Annotated in this window: 13 protein-coding genes; 10 read left to right on the top strand and 3 right to left on the bottom strand. The window is 70.0% G+C overall.

All coding sequences use genetic code 11. The features are described 5' to 3' along the window. Positions 1-75: 75 nt before the first annotated feature. Positions 76-3,285, top strand: coding sequence for a family 78 glycoside hydrolase catalytic domain (locus tag ACFWHU_RS27775; protein ID WP_387228079.1), 3,210 nt, complete (start codon positions 76-78; stop codon positions 3,283-3,285). A 313-nt stretch (positions 3,286-3,598) separates the two neighbouring features. Here the strand turns inward: ACFWHU_RS27775 and ACFWHU_RS27770 are convergent, their stop codons facing one another. After that, complete coding sequence (locus ACFWHU_RS27770; RefSeq protein WP_387228077.1) at positions 3,599-4,459, bottom strand: SDR family NAD(P)-dependent oxidoreductase; 861 nt, start codon at positions 4,457-4,459, stop codon at positions 3,599-3,601. A gap of 292 nt (positions 4,460-4,751) precedes the next feature. After that, the gene (locus ACFWHU_RS27765; protein ID WP_385799268.1) at positions 4,752-5,366 is read right to left on the bottom strand and encodes a TetR/AcrR family transcriptional regulator; all 615 of its coding nucleotides are present in this window, start codon (positions 5,364-5,366) and stop codon (positions 4,752-4,754) included. Positions 5,367-5,648: 282 nt separating this feature from the next. On the opposite strand from ACFWHU_RS27765, the gene ACFWHU_RS27760 reads away from it, so the two are divergent. The 7 genes from ACFWHU_RS27760 (at position 5,649) to ACFWHU_RS27730 (ending at position 13,604) form a co-directional block, all read left to right on the top strand. Then, entirely contained in the window at positions 5,649-6,671 is a 1,023-nt protein-coding gene (locus tag ACFWHU_RS27760) for an ArsR/SmtB family transcription factor (protein ID WP_387228073.1), read from the top strand. Between the two features lie 141 nt (positions 6,672-6,812). Next, a complete protein-coding gene (locus ACFWHU_RS27755; protein WP_387228071.1) occupies positions 6,813-7,526 on the top strand; it encodes a C39 family peptidase in 714 nt (237 codons plus the stop codon). Positions 7,527-7,600: 74 nt separating this feature from the next. Further along, positions 7,601-8,590, top strand: coding sequence for an alpha/beta hydrolase (locus tag ACFWHU_RS27750; protein WP_387228069.1), 990 nt, complete (start codon positions 7,601-7,603; stop codon positions 8,588-8,590). Positions 8,591-8,623: 33 nt separating this feature from the next. Next, positions 8,624-9,748 (top strand): DUF4185 domain-containing protein, encoded by a 1,125-nt coding sequence (locus ACFWHU_RS27745; protein WP_387228067.1) that lies wholly within the window; start codon positions 8,624-8,626, stop codon positions 9,746-9,748. Positions 9,749-10,035: 287 nt separating this feature from the next. Beyond that, positions 10,036-12,333 carry a tetratricopeptide repeat protein gene (locus ACFWHU_RS27740; RefSeq protein ID WP_387228065.1) on the top strand — a complete coding sequence of 766 codons (2,298 nt, stop codon included), beginning with the start codon at positions 10,036-10,038 and terminating at the stop codon, positions 12,331-12,333. Between the two features lie 87 nt (positions 12,334-12,420). Continuing rightward, complete coding sequence (locus ACFWHU_RS27735; protein WP_385799279.1) at positions 12,421-13,263, top strand: AAC(3) family N-acetyltransferase; 843 nt, start codon at positions 12,421-12,423, stop codon at positions 13,261-13,263. A gap of 131 nt (positions 13,264-13,394) precedes the next feature. Next, positions 13,395-13,604 carry a DUF6381 family protein gene (locus ACFWHU_RS27730; RefSeq protein WP_387228063.1) on the top strand — a complete coding sequence of 70 codons (210 nt, stop codon included), beginning with the start codon at positions 13,395-13,397 and terminating at the stop codon, positions 13,602-13,604. A gap of 82 nt (positions 13,605-13,686) precedes the next feature. Here ACFWHU_RS27730 and ACFWHU_RS27725 read toward each other — a convergent pair whose 3' ends face one another. Then, positions 13,687-14,400 (bottom strand): ScbR family autoregulator-binding transcription factor, encoded by a 714-nt coding sequence (locus tag ACFWHU_RS27725; protein WP_387228061.1) that lies wholly within the window; start codon positions 14,398-14,400, stop codon positions 13,687-13,689. A 123-nt stretch (positions 14,401-14,523) separates the two neighbouring features. Between ACFWHU_RS27725 and ACFWHU_RS27720 the strand changes: the two genes are divergently transcribed. Beyond that, positions 14,524-15,426, top strand: a complete 903-nt coding sequence (locus ACFWHU_RS27720; RefSeq protein WP_387228059.1) for a ScbA/BarX family gamma-butyrolactone biosynthesis protein — start codon at positions 14,524-14,526, stop codon at positions 15,424-15,426. 226 nt (positions 15,427-15,652) lie between these two features. Further along, complete coding sequence (locus tag ACFWHU_RS27715; protein WP_385799287.1) at positions 15,653-16,345, top strand: HAD family hydrolase; 693 nt, start codon at positions 15,653-15,655, stop codon at positions 16,343-16,345.

Below are 16,345 nucleotides of genomic sequence, written 5' to 3'. Positions count from 1 at the left end.
GGTGGAGCGGTTCCGATCAGCCCCGGCCCGTGGGCGAAAACCACCGAACACCGAACACCGACCAAGGAGTTCAGCATGCCCGCAGAGCCGCGGAACGGCCTCAGCCGCAGACACCTCATCGGGATCCTCGTAGCAGGTGCGGCCGGTCTGGCGCTGCCCCTGGGAACGGGTGGCACGGCCGTCGCCCTCGACCACCGTGGCGCGACGGCGCCGACGACGGTCGGTCACCTCACCGTCAACGGCCGCGAGGACGAGCCTCTCGGCGTGGACGACACCGCACCGAGGCTGGGCTGGCGCGTGACGAGTGCCCAGAACGGGTGGGCGCAGAGCGCGTATCAGATACGGGCCGCGCACAGTGCTCCGGATCTCGGCCGCGGCCCCTACCTCTGGGACTCCGGAAAGGTCCGATCGGACGCCCAGACCGACATCCCGTGGCAGGGTCGCGCCCTGACGTCCCGACAGGAGGTGGTGTGGCAGGTGCGGGTGTGGGACAGCCGTGGCCGTGTGACGCCGTGGAGCCGGCCGTCTTCGTGGGAGATGGGGCTGCTGAGGCGCGGTGACTGGGGTGAGGCCCGGTGGATCGAGTACCCGTCCCGGAACATCAGCGATCCACTGCCTCTGTTCGCGCGCGCCTTCGAGGTCGAACACCGGCAGGCGGCGGGAGTCGTCAAGGCGCGGCTCTATCTCTCAGGAGTGGGACTGCACCTCGCACAGCTCAACGGCAAGGCCGTCACCGACGAGGTTCTCGCCCCCGGCAACTCCAACTACCAGCTCTCCACGGAGTACCGCGTGTACGACGTGACGCGCCTGGTGCGCCCCGGTGCCAACATCGTGGGCGTCGAGCTGGGGAACGGGACGGCGCTGGTGTCGCGCTCCGTCACCAATCCGGCCACCGGACGTACGGCTCCGTACAGTTGGTGGCAGAGCCAGGTGAAGGGCAGCGGGACCCTGTCCGCGCCGGCCGGGGCCGGGGACACCGTCGTCAAGGTGAGCGGTGTGACCGGCTACCACGTCGGTGGCACGGTCAACATCGACACGGGCGGCGGCGGAGAGCGGCTGGAGACACGCGAGATCACCGCGATAGGCACACCAGGCGCGGAGGGGACGGGCATCAGTTTCAAGCCCGCGCTCAAGGCCGCCCACACGGCCGACGCGGCGGTCTCCGGCTCGGGGAACCCGCTGGCGAGCACCGACCCCAGCGCGGGCGCCGCCGTGACGCCCCGGCTGATCGCCCGCCTGGAGATCACCAAGGCTGACGGTTCTGTGGACACGATCGTCAGCGACCGTTCGTGGCAGACCGCGTTCGGCCCGACGACGACCAACAACTGGTATTCCGGGACCGACTACGACGCGCGCCGCGAACAAGCCGGGTGGGCCGGGCCCGGGGCCGACCTCGGTGCGACGGCGAAGCGCCGCGACGGCTCGCCCACCGGATGGATCCGCGCGGGCATCGCGCCGCCCCCCAACCGGACGACGGAACTCGTCTGGCGTGCCGGCGAGCCGGTGCGAGTGGTCGACCGGATCCGCCCGGTCGGCCTCACCGAGCCCCGGCCCGGTGTGTGGGTCTTCGACTTCGGCCAGAACTTCGCCGGCTGGCCCGAACTCACCCTCGACCGGGCCGTACCCGCGGGCACCACAATCAAGATGCTGCCGGCGGAGTCACTCGCCGCCGACGGCACCGTCGACCAGGCGTCCATCATGGGCGGCGGCGCCGGGCGCGGAACCGACGTGTTCGCCGCGTACACCGCGCGCGGCGACCGCGACGGCGAGAGCTGGCACCCCGAGCTCAACTACTTCGGCATGCAGTGGGTCCAGGTCACCGGTCTTCCCGAGGGCTACCGGCCGAGCGTCAAGACGGTCACCGGCCTGCAACTCCACGCGGACACACCGGTGGCCGGCACCTTCACCACGTCCAACGCGCGGATCAACCGCATCCACCGGATGGCCCGCTACTCCGTCATGAGCAACATGATGTCCACGTTCACCGACTGCCCCGGCCGCGAGAAACTGGCCTATCCCGCCGACTACCTCCAGCCCTTCGGCTCGCTGCACCGCCACTTCGGCTACGCCGCCTACCTGCGCACGATGCAACGCCACCTCGCGGAGGGCCAGTCCAAAGCCGGGGACAACATCGGCAACGTCGCGCTGAAGGCCCCCGTCTACGACTGGGGCTACACCGGCAGGTTCGGCGACGAGATCAACTGGGGCAACGGGATCGTCCTGACGCCGTGGTACCTGTACGAGACGTACGGCGACACCCGGACGATGGCACGTCATTACCCCCAGATGCAGGCGTTCCTGACGTACATCAGAACGCGGAAGGCCGGTACGGGCGCGAACGCGTTCATCGTGGATGCCGCGCTGGCCGACTGGATAGCCGCCGAGACCACCTCGGGCCGGATCACCGGAACATGGGGATACCACCAGGTGGCCGACCGCATGGCGAAGATGGCCGCGCTGCTGGGACGGCACGCCGACGCGGACGAGTACCGCGCCCTGGCCGACCACATCAAGACAGCGTTCAACGACGCGTTCTTCAATACGACACTCGGCCGCTACACCAGCGAAGGCGACCTCGGCACCACCGGCGCGACACAGGCCGCCCAGGCACTCGCACTCGACGAAGGACTGGTACCCGACAGCGAGCGCGAGCGGGTCCTCGACGCACTCGTCGAACTCATCGAGAACTTCCACCCGTTCGGAGGCGGCCCGCACTTCGGCGGCGGCACCATCGGACTCGCCCCGACCGTACGAGCACTTACGGCCGCCGGCCGCGACGACGTGCTGTGGAAGGTCCTCCAGGAAGACACCCGGCCGAGCTACGGGTACTTCATGGCCCCCACCACGGCCAACCCCGAGGGCCTCACCACCATCCCCGAGCAGTGGGACATGGGGAACTCCAAGAACCACGTGATCCTGCTGCAGATCGAGGAGTGGTTCCACAGCGCACTCGTCGGCATCCGCCAGGCACCCGGCTCCGTCGGCTACCGCGAGCTCGTCATCGACCCGCGCGTCATCGGCGACCTCACCCACGCCGAAGGCAGTTACCGGACCCCGTACGGCGAGGCCAAGTCCAAGTGGTCGCTCAAGGGCAGCACCTTCCGCCTGACAGTCACCGTGCCGCCGAACACCACGGCCGAAGTGAGACTGCCCAACGGTGTCATCAGACCGTCCGAAGGCCCGGCCGGGGCCACACTTCAGGACGCCGAAGGGGACCGCCGCGTCTACACCGTTCGCTCCGGTACCTACAGCTTCACCGTACGAGACGTGCCCGGCGCACCGTAACCATCCGTCTCACGGCCGATGAACTCCCCTAGGGCCTGTCGTTGGATCGACGTCGTCACACCGAGGCCGCCTCCCGCCCCGGACGAGGTGAAGTCATCGACGGCCCGTAGCGAAACGTGCGGCCCGGCTCCCCGGCTCGAACCATCCGAGCCGGGGAGCCGGGCGTGGGGCGCCCGCTGGTCCGGGCCGTGCAAGCGCTCCAGCCCTGTGGCGGCGGCGAAGGCGCGCAGGGCATCGCTCAGCGAGCGCACCGTCCGTCACCCATGAGCCGCCCACGGCCCATCGGGAGGGCGTCACACGGTGCGACCGGTGCTCAGAATGGCTGTGTGCCGTGTTCGCGCATGTCGGCGGCGTAAGGTGCGACGCTGAGCACCCCACCGTCGACGGCGTGGACGCTGCCGGTGATGAAGCCGGCGTCGTCGGAGGCGACGAACGCGACGAACTTGGCGATGTCCTCCATCCGTCCCAGCCTGGGCGTCGCGTGGTGACGTTCCATCATGGCCAGCCACTGGGTACCGCTGAGGGCTTCGCGCGCGGGTTCCGCCATCGTGATGCCCGGCATGACGGCCACACTCCGGATGTTCTGCTTGCCGTAGCGGGCGGCGATGGAGCGCGTCATCGAATTGAGCCCGGCTTTCGAGGCTCCGTAGGCGAACCGGGTGGGCTCGCCGATCGCGCCCGAGCCGGAGGAGATGTTGATGACCACTCCTCCGCCGGTCTCGATCATGTGCGGAATGGCGTACTTGCATCCCAGCATCGGGCCTCGCAGATTCACGCCCATGGTGAGATCCCACAGGCCGGCGTCCATCGTCGTGAGGTCGTCGTCCTGCTGTGAGGCAGAGGTCGCCGCGGCGTTGTTCTGGAGGATGTCGAGCCGCCCGAATCGGGAGAGTGCCTCTTCGACCATGGCCCGTACGGCCTTCTCGTCCTGCACATCGGTTTCGATGCCGTGGGCTCGTCCCCCGGCGCGCGTGATCTCGGCGGCGCGCGCCTGAGCCGCTTCGCCGTTGATGTCGGCAAGCAGCACGGCGGCCCCGCGGTCGGCCAGCTCGGCGGCGCAGGCGGCGCCGATTCCGCCGCCCGCACCGGTGATGATTGCAACTTTGTTCCGCATGTGAGTGCCTTTCTGTGGTTCAGCCGAACACTCCGCCGCCATCGACGGGGAATGGTCCATGGGGGGGATGTAGCTCGCGTCCCGGCCGGCTGCCGTCCGTGGACCTCGCTACGTGCGACAAGGAGGCGTCGCGATCGCGAAATGAACTCTGGGTGTGCGGTGCCGGCCCCGTGGCAACCGTGGTCGCGGGGCGTGAGGGCATGCGGGGGTAGAGAGGTGGCTGTCAGGCCGTTTGCGGGCGCGGTGAGTTGTCCGCGGAGCGAGAAAAGTGGGAGAGGCGGGTGGCCGACCTCTGCGGGGAGAACATCCGGGCCGGGCCGTGGTCGGGCGTACCGGACCTCACTTCATGAGGTCACACGGTGGCAGGTTGTGGGTTGAGGGCGGGCAGGAGAACAGTGTCGAGAATGTTCTCCATCAGTTCCTGGGTGGCAGGAGTGCCGTACAGGACGCTCTGTGCGATCCACGGGCTGAGCAGTACCTGGTCGGTCAGGCCGATGGCGGGGTTGTCCGCGGCGATCTCTCCTCTGCGCACCGCCCGTTCCAGCAGCATGGCGAGATCGCTGCGGACTGGATGGAGAAGGATCTCCCGCACGAGTTCCATGAGGCCTTCCTGCTGCACGACGGCAGGCGGGACAGACGCGAAGGCGCCCTTGGCCGGGTCGTCGGCGACCAGAATCCGCACCACGGCCTTCAGATCCCCCCGCAAGCTGCCCGTGTCGATCTGTGCCAGATCGATGCCGCGGTCCTTCTCGTACGCCTTCCACGCGGTGACCACCAACCGGGGCTTGCTGTCCCACTGCCGGTAGAGCGTGGCGGTGCTGCACTTCGCCCGCTGCGCGACCGCCGCCATGGTGACGCGGTCATAACCAACCTCGGCAACCAGCTCCGCCGTCACCCGCAGCAGCTCCCGCTCTCGTTCCGGAGTGAGCTTGCGACGACGCGACACAGTTGCCGATTCCTCGGTCATAGCGCCTCCCGATCCGACATCCGTTGCTGACAGCAGAACCCTAACCGTCACACATATCGAAAATCAAATTTTCGAAAACTGCATTTCCGATAATTTGGAGGGTGACCCTGCCGTCGTCGTGCACGTGAAACGCGTCCGGGTGCGGCGGGCACGGAAGAGCGGACGGCGCGGCATACCCCGTCGCGGTGGCGGGTAGTGGCCTGTTCTCCGCCGGTGCTCGCACGGCGGACCGACGGCAGGGCTGCGGGTGCGTGGCCGACCTGGCCTTCCGATGGAGCGTCCATGCTGCGGATCCACTTCACGCCCCAGGACATGACGAGGGTCAGGGTGGCCCCGGGGCCGGACTTCATGTGGGAGATCACCAACAGCGTGCAGACCCTGCAACGGACGGACGGGGAAAGGGTTTTCGGCGCATGGCGCCGCTGGGCGAGGCCTCGGCTCCCGGAGGGCCGGCGCCTGCTCTCCCCGCTGCTGCCGCCCTACGGCTACTCCCCCGACTTCCTCACCCCCGGCTCCGGTGACCGCACCACGCTCCGGGCGGCCGTCGACACCCTGCTCGGAACACCACGGCCGAGGCTGCGGGCGGAGTTGGCCCGGCTTTCCAGGTCGACACGGTTGCCCGACTGGGCCGCTTCCCTGGCCGAAGGCGACACGGACGCGCTCACGCGGCTGGGAGACGCGCTCCACGCCTACCAGGCGGAGGCTCTCGTACCGCACTGGCGACACGTTCGCGCGGACCTGGAGGCCGACCGCGCGCTGCGGATGCGGCATCTGATGGACGGCGGCACAGAGGCACTGCTGTCGGGTTTCGGGCCCGACGTCCGGTGGCGGCCGCCCGTGCTGGAGGTCACCTACCCGGTCGACCAGTACCTGCGGCTGGACGGACGGGGACTCGTGCTCCAGCCGTCGTTCTTCTGCTGGCCCACCCCGACCACCCTGGCGGACGGTGAGCTGCCGCCCGTCCTGGTGCATCCCGTCCGCCACACGGCCGACTGGGTCGGGCCGGCGGGTACGGCGGGATCCCCGACGGGCCCCGGCCCCCTCGGCCGTCTCCTCGGGCAGACCCGTGCGGACCTGCTGCGGGCGTCCCGCACCGGCTGCTCCACCGTGGAGGCGGCCCGGATGCTCCAGGTGACCCACCCGGCCGTCAGCCAGCACATGAACGTCCTGCGCGCGGCGGGCCTGACCACCACCGTTCGCACGGCAGGTCGCGCCCTGCACACCGCGACCGCCGAGGGGCTTGCGCTGCTGGCCGCCGAGGACCGCCGCACCGGGCGCGGGCAGGGCGACCGACCGCACCCGTAAGCCTGGGCTTACAGCGCTTGTGCCCGCCGCCGTCGAACCACCACTCTGACTCGTGCCACCACCCCGGACACGGCCGGACGGGCCCCCACGCCCTCTCGCGCCAGTGTTTCCCGTACGGCCCCGACCCCCACAGGAGCCCTCATGCGCGCGAGACTTGCCTCCAGCACGGTCGCGGCCCTCACCCTCGGAGCACTTCTTCTCCCCGGCACCGCCCAGGCATCGCCCGCTCCCGCCGTCCCGGTCGTGGATGTGCGGGCCCATGACTCGGCGGCCGGTACGGCCCTCGCCTCCGGGTACGACGAGCCGGGGACCAAACTGCGGGTCGCCTCCGGACGCACGAGCAGTGCACGCTGGCTGGAGATCGACTACCAGGTCCAGGAGACCGGTTACTGGTGCGGTCCGGCGGCGACGCGCATCGCGCTCTCCGCCCGCACCGGCCCGCCGAGCCAGGGTGAACTGGCCGCACAGCTCGGCACGACCGAGGCGGGCACCGATCACATCGGCCAGGTCACCAACGTACTCAACGCCCGTCTCGGCGGGGGCTGGTACGAGACCAAAGAGATGCCGAACGACCCGCCCACCCAAGGGCAACGGGATCTCCTGTGGCACGACATCGTGTTCGACATCGACCGCGGCTATCCGCTGGTCGCCAACATCGTCGCCCCACCGGGCAACCAGCCTCCCGGCTACCCCCCGGACCAGACGATCTATCACTACTTCACCGTCTTCGGCTACGACGCGGTGGACCGCACCGTCCTCATCGCGGACCCCGCGTCCTTCGGTGGCAACCAGATCTACTGGATGTCCTTCGACCAGCTCGCCACCCTGATCCCTCCGAAGGGCTACTCCGCCTGACGGCGCCTGACTGCGCGGAGCGGGCACGACCGCCCCGCGACCCGGATCGCATTCCCCATGACCAGGAGGTCACGTTGAGCACGCACCGGCCCACCCGCAGAGGCGTCATGAAGGCCGCCGCCGGATTCACCGCGACGACCGCACTCGGTGCGGCAGGCGTTCTGGCGTCGGCATCCGCCGCCCACGCGGTCGGAGACGGATTCGGACTGCGCATCGTGGACCGCGACGAGCGCGATCCACGGATGCGGTACTTCCGCTTCGCGACCGACGCGATCGGCTGGAACCCCGCCGTCAACGTCCTGCTTCCGGACGGCTACCACTCCGGCGGGCGCAGGTACCCGGTCCTGTACCTGTTCCACGGAGGTGGTACCGGCCAGGACTTCATCACCTTCGACCGGATGGGCATCCGCGCCTGGACCGCCGGAAAGCCGCTCATCGTCGTGATGCCCGACGGCGGCCCCGCGGGCTGGTACTCCAACCCGGTCGGCTCCAACGTCGGCCCCCGCAACTGGGAGACCTTCCACATCGCCCAACTGCTCCCCTGGATCGACGCCAACTTCCGTACGTACGCCGAGTACGACGGCCGGGCGGTCTCCGGGTTCTCGATGGGCGGATTCGGCGCGCTGAAGTACGCGGCCAAGTACTACGGGCACTTCGCCTCGGTCAGCTCCCACTCGGGGCCGGCCAGCCTGCGCCGCGACGGCGGACTCGTCACCCACTGGGCCAACGTCTCCTCGGCGGCGGTGGAGCTGGGCGGCGCCACGGTCTACGGTGCGCCGCTGTGGGACGAGGCCCGGGTCAGCGCCGACAACCCGGTGCAGCGCGTCGAGAGCTACCGGAACAAGCGCGTCTTCCTGGCCGCCGGCACCAGCCCCGACCCGGTCAACTGGTTCGACACGGTCAACGAGACGCAAGTCCTCGCCGGGCAGCGGGAGTTCCGCGACCGCCTTGGCTCTGCGGGAATCCCGCACGAGTGGCACGAGGTCCCCGGCGGTCACTTCGTCCGCCCTGATCTCTTCCAGCGGGACCTGGACGGGATCGTCGCCCGCCTCCGCAAGGCCTGACACCTCGCCCGCCCCTGACCCCGGGAGTCCGTCATGCTCGAACCGCACCGGTCGCGACCCGCTCGGCACGGCGGAGAATCGGCCGGCTCCGGCCGCCCGTTCCTCGCGAGCCGTCGGTCGCTGCTGCGCTCCGCCGCGGTCGGGGGCCTCGCCGCGGCGGGCATCATCGCCGGTACTCCGGGGGCGGCCGCGGCGCCCCGGGTCACCGGTGCGAAGGTGCGTGACCTCACGGGGCCGGCCCTGACCGGGCGGTTCGCCGCGCCCTGGACGGACCTCGGCATCCCGGCGCTATGTCCCGACGGCTCGATGCTGTTCGTGTGCGGCGACACCTTCGACGGAGGGGGTGTCGGCGGGCCCGACTGGCGGTCGCCCGTGGGGTTGCGTTCGTCGAACGCCGCGCCGGCCTCGCTCGTCGTCGACGGCAGCGTGGGAGGCTCCCACGCCGTCGGTCTCGTCCCGGAGGGCCACGCGGGCGGCACCACCGCTCTTCCCTCCGACGTGTTCACCGTCGGGCCGACGATGTACATGCACCTGATGCGCGGGGTGATCCACGAGACCCATCACACGGACTTCTGGCGCTCCGACGACAACGGCGAGAGCTGGCAGTACCTGTGCCAGTGGCCGGGCGACCTGCACGGCGGCCAGTTCCAGCAGAAGACCTTCGCGGTCGCGGACGACGGGTACTGCTATGTGCTGTCGACGGCCTTCGACCGCGACGTGACCTCCGGTCTGCTGCTCCACCGGGTCCGCCAGGACGCTCCGGGGAACCCGGCGGCCTACGAACCGTGGGGGTACGCGGGCGGGACCTGGGCCTGGGGCAACCCACCGACGTCCGTGACGTCGCCTCGCCGCTGGGGCGAGATCTGCTTCCGGGCCATGGACGGTCTGTTCGCGCTCAGCTGGCTCAACATGAGCCCACTCGACATCCGTGCGCAGATCTTCGCGGCGCCGACCTCAAACCTGTTCACGACCCCCGAGCAGACCATGATCGTCCCCACGGTCCCCGGCCGGGAGACGGGCAACGCCGTGGCAAGTCCGTACGGCGGCTTCATCATCCCGGGATCCGACCTCCGGGACCTCCACATCACCGTCAGCCAGTGGTTCGACAACCAGAACTACCGGGTGATGCAGTACCGGGTGAACGGTCTGGCCCACTGAACCGCACGGCCGCGCCGAAGAGCCCGAACGCCCCTCACCACAAGACGGAGGCGACGCAGCTCCGGTGAACGGCATCCCCTGTGCACCCCGGAAGCCCGGCCCCTTGGGCCGGGCTTCCGGATTTTCGCCTGCGGACCGGCGGGCTCTTGAGACCATGGCATGTCGGTCGGCCGAACAGATTTCCGACGTCGAGGCGCAGTCGAGAGAGACCGCGCGTGGAGCCGGGAGATGCCATTGCCCAGATACGAGTTCTTACCCGCCCACGCCCCGGCCCGCGGTGCCGTCTGATGGATGTGCTGGCAGTGGTGGGAACGCTGTCGGGGGTCGCCGCGGTGGGGGTGGCCGCGTGGCAGGCGCGCGTTCAGGCCAGGGAGACGATCAGGCGTCGTCGCGCCGAGCCGGGCGTCGCACCGGGGATGTCGGTGGCACCGCCGACCGGCGCGGTGCCGGAACTGATACGCGGCCGGGACCAGGTGATGCGCCGGCTGAGGCGGTGGCTCCGTAAGCCGCCGGGAGCCGTGGTCGTACTCGCCGGAATGGGCGGTGCGGGGAAGTCGACCGCGGCGGCCGCTCTGGCTCGTCACGCCGCGCGGCCACGACAGACGGGACGCCGAGCCCGCCGGGTGTGGTGGGTCTGGGCCGCCGACCCCCTCAGCCTCGCGGCGGGGCTGGCCTCCGTGGCGAGACAACTGGACGCCGGGCCCGCGGACCTGGAGGCGATAGCCACCGGGGCCGCCGACGGCCCGGACCGCTTCTGGGAGCTACTGAGCAGGGCACCATCCGGCTGGTTGCTGATCTTCGACAACGCCGACTCCCCCGAGATCCTCGGCGGCTCGCGCACCGACGCCGTACGGAACGGCCTCCGGCAGGCGGGAGCGACCGGAGTGACAGGAACGGCTGGGAGCGACGGAACGGGCTGGGTGCGGCCGTCCCGCCGTGGGCTGACGATCGTGACCAGCCGTGACGCCGACCAGGAGACATGGGGCCGGCACGCCCTGGTGGTGCCGCTGGGGCGCCTCGGCGAGGCCGACGCCGCTCGGGCACTGCGGGATCTGGCGCCCGGTGCGGGGGACGAGGCCCAGGCGCGAGTACTCGCCCGGCGTCTGGGCGGACTGCCGCTGGCACTGCATCTGGCGGGACGGTACTTGAGGTCCACCGTCGTCCACTGCCCGACTTTCGCCGCCTACGCCGAGGCGCTCGACAGCGACGGAGGGCTGCGGCTGCTCGACAGCTCGGGGGCGTCCGACCGATCCGTCGTGACGCGGACCTGGGAGATCTCCCTCGACGACCTGGCCCGGGGCGGCGTACCCCAGGCGCGCACTCTGGTGCGCCTGCTGTCCTGCTACGCTGCCGACGCCTCGATCCCGCTGGATCTGCTCGACAGCCGTCGCCTCTCCTCGCTCTTCCCGCCGGAGCCGGCGGGCCGGGCCGCCGATCATCCGGACCTGCTGCTCGAGCACGGGCTGCGTGGGCTGGAAAGGGTCGGGCTGATCGACACCGGGTCGCCGGGACGGGAGCGGGCCCTCACGCTCCACCCGTTGGTGGTGGAGACGAATCGGCTCCACTTGCGGGAGATGCCCGCGCGATCCGCCGAACCGGACGCGGCCCTCGTACGACAGGTCGCCGTCGCACTCGTGGTCGGCGCCCTGTCAGGGCTGCGCGTCGACGAACCGGCCGACTGGCCGCGCTACCGGACGTTCGGCGTCCATCTGCACGCCCTGCTCGGCACCGCCGCGGACCACCTCGACCCGGACGGTCTGACCGCTCTCTTGCGATCGACCTGGGCGACGGTCCGGGCCCTGGACGCGAGCGGGGCGCACGACGTCGCCGAGACGCTGAACCGTGTCGCGCTCAACCACGTCCCCGGCCCGGACCACGAGGCCGGCCTCTGCCTGCGCCATCAGCTCGCCTGGAAACTGGCCACCCGGGGCGAGTTCACGGACGCCGAACTGATGTTCTCCGAAGTGGGCGAGCGGCGGGCGCGGTTACTCGGGGACGACCATCCCCAGACGCTGACCACCCGCCGCGAACTGGCCTGGGTCGCCGGCTGCCAGGAGCGGTGGGCGGAAGCGGAGGCACGCTACGACCTGGTTCTGGACGAACGCCGGCGGGTGCTGGGCGAGCAGCATCCCGACACGCTCCTCACCAGATTCGAACGGGGCTGGTCCATCGCGAACCAGGACCGGTTCGAAGAGGCGAGAACCGAGTTGGAGCTCGTCCTGCGGGACCGCGCCAGGCTGCTCGGAGAGGCGCACCACCGGACCGTGGGCACCCGCCACGAACTGGCCTGGATCGCGGCCAAGCAGGGGCGTCCGGCCGAGGCGGAGCGGCTCTACCGGCACGTGCTGGACGACCGCCGGCGGGCGCTCGGCGACGAGCACCTGTCCACGTTGACCGTCCGTCACGAGTTGGCCTGGGTCCTGGCCCGCAGGGGCCGTTCCAAGGACGCCGCGGCCCTTTTCGCCGAGGTCCTGGCCGTCCGCCGTCGACGCCTCGGCGAGGACCACCCCGATACGAGGGCGACCACCCTCGCTCTTGACCGCCTGAGCCAGGGCCGTGAGGTCGACGCGCGTCATCTCGTCTGAACGGGGTGTGCTTCGGCTGCCGACCTGCTGTCCTGGCTGTCCGGGACCTCTTCGTGGAACGAGTCGAATTTCAGGGGGCGTTGCACCGTGTCGATATCCGCTCAGCAGCTCTTGGCGGCGATGGACGATCTCGGCCTCACCGAACGGCCGGTCATGGTTCACTCGTCCCTCCGGTCGTTCGGCGAGCCCGTCGAAGGCGGTGCGGACGCGTTGCTGGACCTCTTCCTCTCACGCGGGTGCACCGTCCTGGTACCGACGTTCAGCGAATCGCAGTTCGGCGCGGTGCCCCCGGCCACGATGCGACCCAACCGCAACGCGATCGACTACGCAGACCTGCCCGCCGACGCGCCGCCCGTTCAGCAGGTCCCCGAGTACACGGTCGACTCCACCGTCCTCAACGTCGGCAACGGCGTCCTGCCGGCGCGACTGCTCGCCCGCCCGGACGCCGAGCGCGGGCTCCACCCGCTCAACTCCTTCGCCGCGCTCGGGCCCTGGGCGCGTGAACTCGCCGCGGCTCAGAGCCCGGCCGATGTCTACGGCCCGATACGTCTGCTGGCGGAGCGCAACGGCGTGGTCCTGCTCATGGGGGTGGGACTGAATCGGATGACAGCGCTCCACCATGCGGAACAGTTGTCCGGCCGCAGGCTGCTCGTTCGCTGGGCACGCGACGCCGACGGCCGAGTCCTCATGGTCGAAACGGGGTCCTGCTCCGAGGGGTTTCCCCGGCTGGAGCCTTCCCTCCGGCACCTCACCCGCACCACGCAGGTCGGGCGATCCCGGTGGGCGGTCCACTCGGCGAAGGATGCCCTCACCGCCGCGAGCGAGGCCATGTCCGCCGACCAGATGGTGACCCGTTGCGGGAACCGGGCCTGCCTCCGCTGCCAGGACTCGATCGCCGGCGGCCCCACCGGCCCCGCCCCCCTCGGCTGACCGCGCCACCCCGCACCGTACGAAACCCGGATGACACAACGCGTGATCCGCCACCTGTCGACCTGGCGCGGCGCTGCCGGGTGGCGCACGGTCGGCGGGCCTGTTTCGCTGGGAGTGACACCTCTCGGTGCATGGATCGAGGCTCGATCATGAATGAGACAGGCGCACTGCGACGCCGCCTCCAACAAATGCGTGAAGAAGCCGCCGCGACACAGGCGAGAGCCGAGCGGACCGGCGATCCTGAAGAGCGCGGTCGGCTCGAGCGGAAAGCTCAGCAGCTGAAGTTCGACAGCGAACAGGAGAGCATGATGGCCGCCGGGGACATCTACCCCGCGGAGTAACGGGGTACGGCAGTTCCGTACGGTCGAGCCGGTAGGCGACCGACCTCGGTGCTCGAGAGGTCGGCCAGGTCCCCGATCCGCCTCAGCGACGGGCCCTCGCAGAGCGACCGCGGCCGGCCCCCTCTTTGGCCGACGCTTGCGGGACGGCCCGTGTCGGCGTCTCCGAAACCCTGGCGAGGTGGGCGTGTGCCCGGTCGAGCAGCGGGGTGGGCGCGGGGTGCGCCTGGAGTGCGGGCAGCAGGAGGAGCCACAGGTCGTGCAGCCTCTCCTCGATCTGTTCCCGGCCGTCCAGGGCGTCAGAGACCATGTGGAGTCCGAAAAATGCGTACACGACAACGTTTCCCGCTTTTCGGGGGATCACGGACGGGGTGAGTACGCCCTCGCGCCCGGCCTCTTCCAGCAGGCCGACCACTGTCTCGATCCAGCCCTCGAACGGAGAGGGGAGGGAGGCGTCGACGGACTTGCGTTCGGCCCAGAGCCGTGAGCCGCCGCGTACCACGACATCGTCCCGGAAGGCGCGGGCGACCGAGAAGCTCAGCGCGACAAGTTTCTCCAGGGCCGGGATGTCCGCCTCGCGGTGACGTCTGATCAGCGCGGGCCAGGTGTCGAACAGTTCCTCCATCACCGCGAGGGCGAGATTCTCCTTGCACGCGTAATGGAAGTAGATCGCGCCGCTCGTCCGGCCGGAGAGTGCGCTGATGTCGCTGATACTCGTGCCCGCGTAGCCCCGCTCCTCGAACAGTTGGGCAGCCGCCTCCAGAAGAGAACGCCGTGTTGCCTTTGCCCGTCCCTGCACATGCACCCCGATGCCGCGCCGTCCCGTTACAGCACGGAAATCTAGTCCATGAAGCCGTCGTGATCGAAAAGACGGAGTGCGGACCCGAAGGGTTTGAGTTCTTCTGGTCATATGGAGAATTCGGTGGGTGTATTCACCGGTGAATCCCGGCTGAGCTGGTCACGGACCGTGCCTCGTGAACTGGTGCACCGCAGGTCGGCGGCGGAGGTGCTGCTCACCGACGTACGTCCCGGCAGAGGGCGGGATGTGTTCGACGCGGCGGCCTCCTGGCCGAGATCACATCCCACGTTTCCCCGGGACGGTGCTGACCTGCACAGTCCGCTGATCGTCATCGAGACGATGCGCCAGCTCGGTATCTATCTGCCGCTGCGTCATTACGCGGTGCCACCCGAATTCCGGCTGCTGATCACCGACCTGTTCTTCCGGATCGATCCGGCCAGGGAACCCCGCGCCACCTCGAATTCCACGGACGTGACCTGCCGCGCGCGAGTGACCGGCGTACGCAACGGGGCGGACGGCACTGTCACCGGACTGCGTATGGAAATCTCAGTCCGGGCCGGCTCTGGGGTTTTCGCACAGGCGGGCGGCGGAGCGCGCTTCCTGAGCCCGGAGCGGTACGCCGCGATACGCGGCGCCGGGGCGACCGCGTTTCCGCCCGCGCCCACCGGTCCCTGTGACCGGCCGGACACCGCGCGGATCGCGGTGGCCGACCCGCGCGATGTGATGATCGCGGTCGACGACGGCGCCGTGCGGCTGCGGCCGGCCGATCCGCGGCACCCCTTCTTCTTCGACCATCCCTCGGACCATGTGCCGGGCATGGTGCTGCTGGAAGCGGCGCGGCAGGCCGGCGCGCTGGCGAGCGACGGCCGGTGCGTGCGCCCTACCGCCGGTCGGCTGAAAGCCCTGAGCTTCGCCGAGTTCGCGCCGCCCGCCCGCGTGCTGGCCGTGCCGCACCACCGGACCTGCGGTTTCCGTGTCCTGCAAGGGGGGCGGTACGTCGCTTATGGGGCCCTGGAGTACCGGTAAGCACATTTTCATACCTATGTGTCACTCCTTGACTACATTTCGTAATGCTTCATACCGTAGTGATCGTTATGTTCCTGAGTGGGTCCGGAGAAACCTTCCTCCCGCATGTCCGCCTACCGGGAACCGATCCCGCCCCCGGGACCGGCGGCCGACGCGACGACCGCGCCTGACGGCACGGTGCTCGGCCCTCCGCCCTCCGCGGGCACTGCGGAACGGAACAACTCGCATGACCTCTGAACGAGTCCTCTCCTGGACCCCCTCGGCCATCGTCTTCGACTGCGACGGCACCCTCATGGACACCGAAAGACACTGGCAGGACGCGAGAGAACACGCGCTCGGCGAGTTCGGGCTCACCTCGGCTCCGGGCTTCGCGGACCGCGCCAAGGGACTGCACTACACCCAGTGCGGCCGGCTCATGGCCGAGGAGGCCGGACGGCCCGACCTGGCGGCGGACCTGACCGGCAGCCTGCTCCGGATCTTCCGCGACCTGGTCGCCGAGAACCCCGTGACCATGCCCGGAGCCCGTGAACTGGTCATGACCGCCGCCACGTTCGCCCCGCTGGCCGTGGCGAGCAACTGCCCGCGCGAGGTCGTCGAGTCCTGCCTGGACACGGCAGGACTGCGTGACCACTTCGACCACATCGTGGTCCCCGGCACCGGAATCCGGCCCAAACCGCAGCCCGACGTCTACCTGGCCGCCGCGCGCCACTGCGGGACGGACCCGGCCGACACACTCGCCGTGGAGGACTCCCTGTGCGGCGTCGAAGCCGCGTCACGGGCCGGCATGCGGGTACTCGGCGTCGGCCCCTGGCCCGGAGAGCGGACCACGGCCATGGTCGACCTGTGGGTCACCTCCCTCGCCGAACCGGACCTCTCACGGTGGGCCGACGCACGCATCCCCCGACAGACCACGCGCTGA

The sequence above is a fragment of the Streptomyces sp. NPDC060366 genome, assembly GCF_042725135.1.
Classification (GTDB): Bacteria; Actinomycetota; Actinomycetes; order Streptomycetales; family Streptomycetaceae; genus Streptomyces.
This window is presented reverse-complemented; position numbering and strand designations above follow the sequence as displayed.

Bases quoted from the DNA above. Each gene is read 5' to 3' on its own strand.
- ACFWHU_RS27740 (WP_387228065.1), top strand. From the start codon at position 10,036: ATGGATGTGCTGGCAGTGGTGGGAACGCTGTCGGGGGTCGCCGCGGTG.
- ACFWHU_RS27770 (WP_387228077.1), bottom strand. From the start codon at position 4,459: ATGGACCATTCCCCGTCGATGGCGGCGGAGTGTTCGGCTGAACCACAG.
- ACFWHU_RS27745 (WP_387228067.1), top strand. From the start codon at position 8,624: ATGCTCGAACCGCACCGGTCGCGACCCGCTCGGCACGGCGGAGAATCG.
- ACFWHU_RS27730 (WP_387228063.1), top strand. From the start codon at position 13,395: ATGGATCGAGGCTCGATCATGAATGAGACAGGCGCACTGCGACGCCGC.
- ACFWHU_RS27775 (WP_387228079.1), top strand. From the start codon at position 76: ATGCCCGCAGAGCCGCGGAACGGCCTCAGCCGCAGACACCTCATCGGG.
- ACFWHU_RS27765 (WP_385799268.1), bottom strand. From the start codon at position 5,366: ATGACCGAGGAATCGGCAACTGTGTCGCGTCGTCGCAAGCTCACTCCG.
- ACFWHU_RS27715 (WP_385799287.1), top strand. From the start codon at position 15,653: ATGACCTCTGAACGAGTCCTCTCCTGGACCCCCTCGGCCATCGTCTTC.
- ACFWHU_RS27755 (WP_387228071.1), top strand. From the start codon at position 6,813: ATGCGCGCGAGACTTGCCTCCAGCACGGTCGCGGCCCTCACCCTCGGA.
- ACFWHU_RS27760 (WP_387228073.1), top strand. From the start codon at position 5,649: ATGCTGCGGATCCACTTCACGCCCCAGGACATGACGAGGGTCAGGGTG.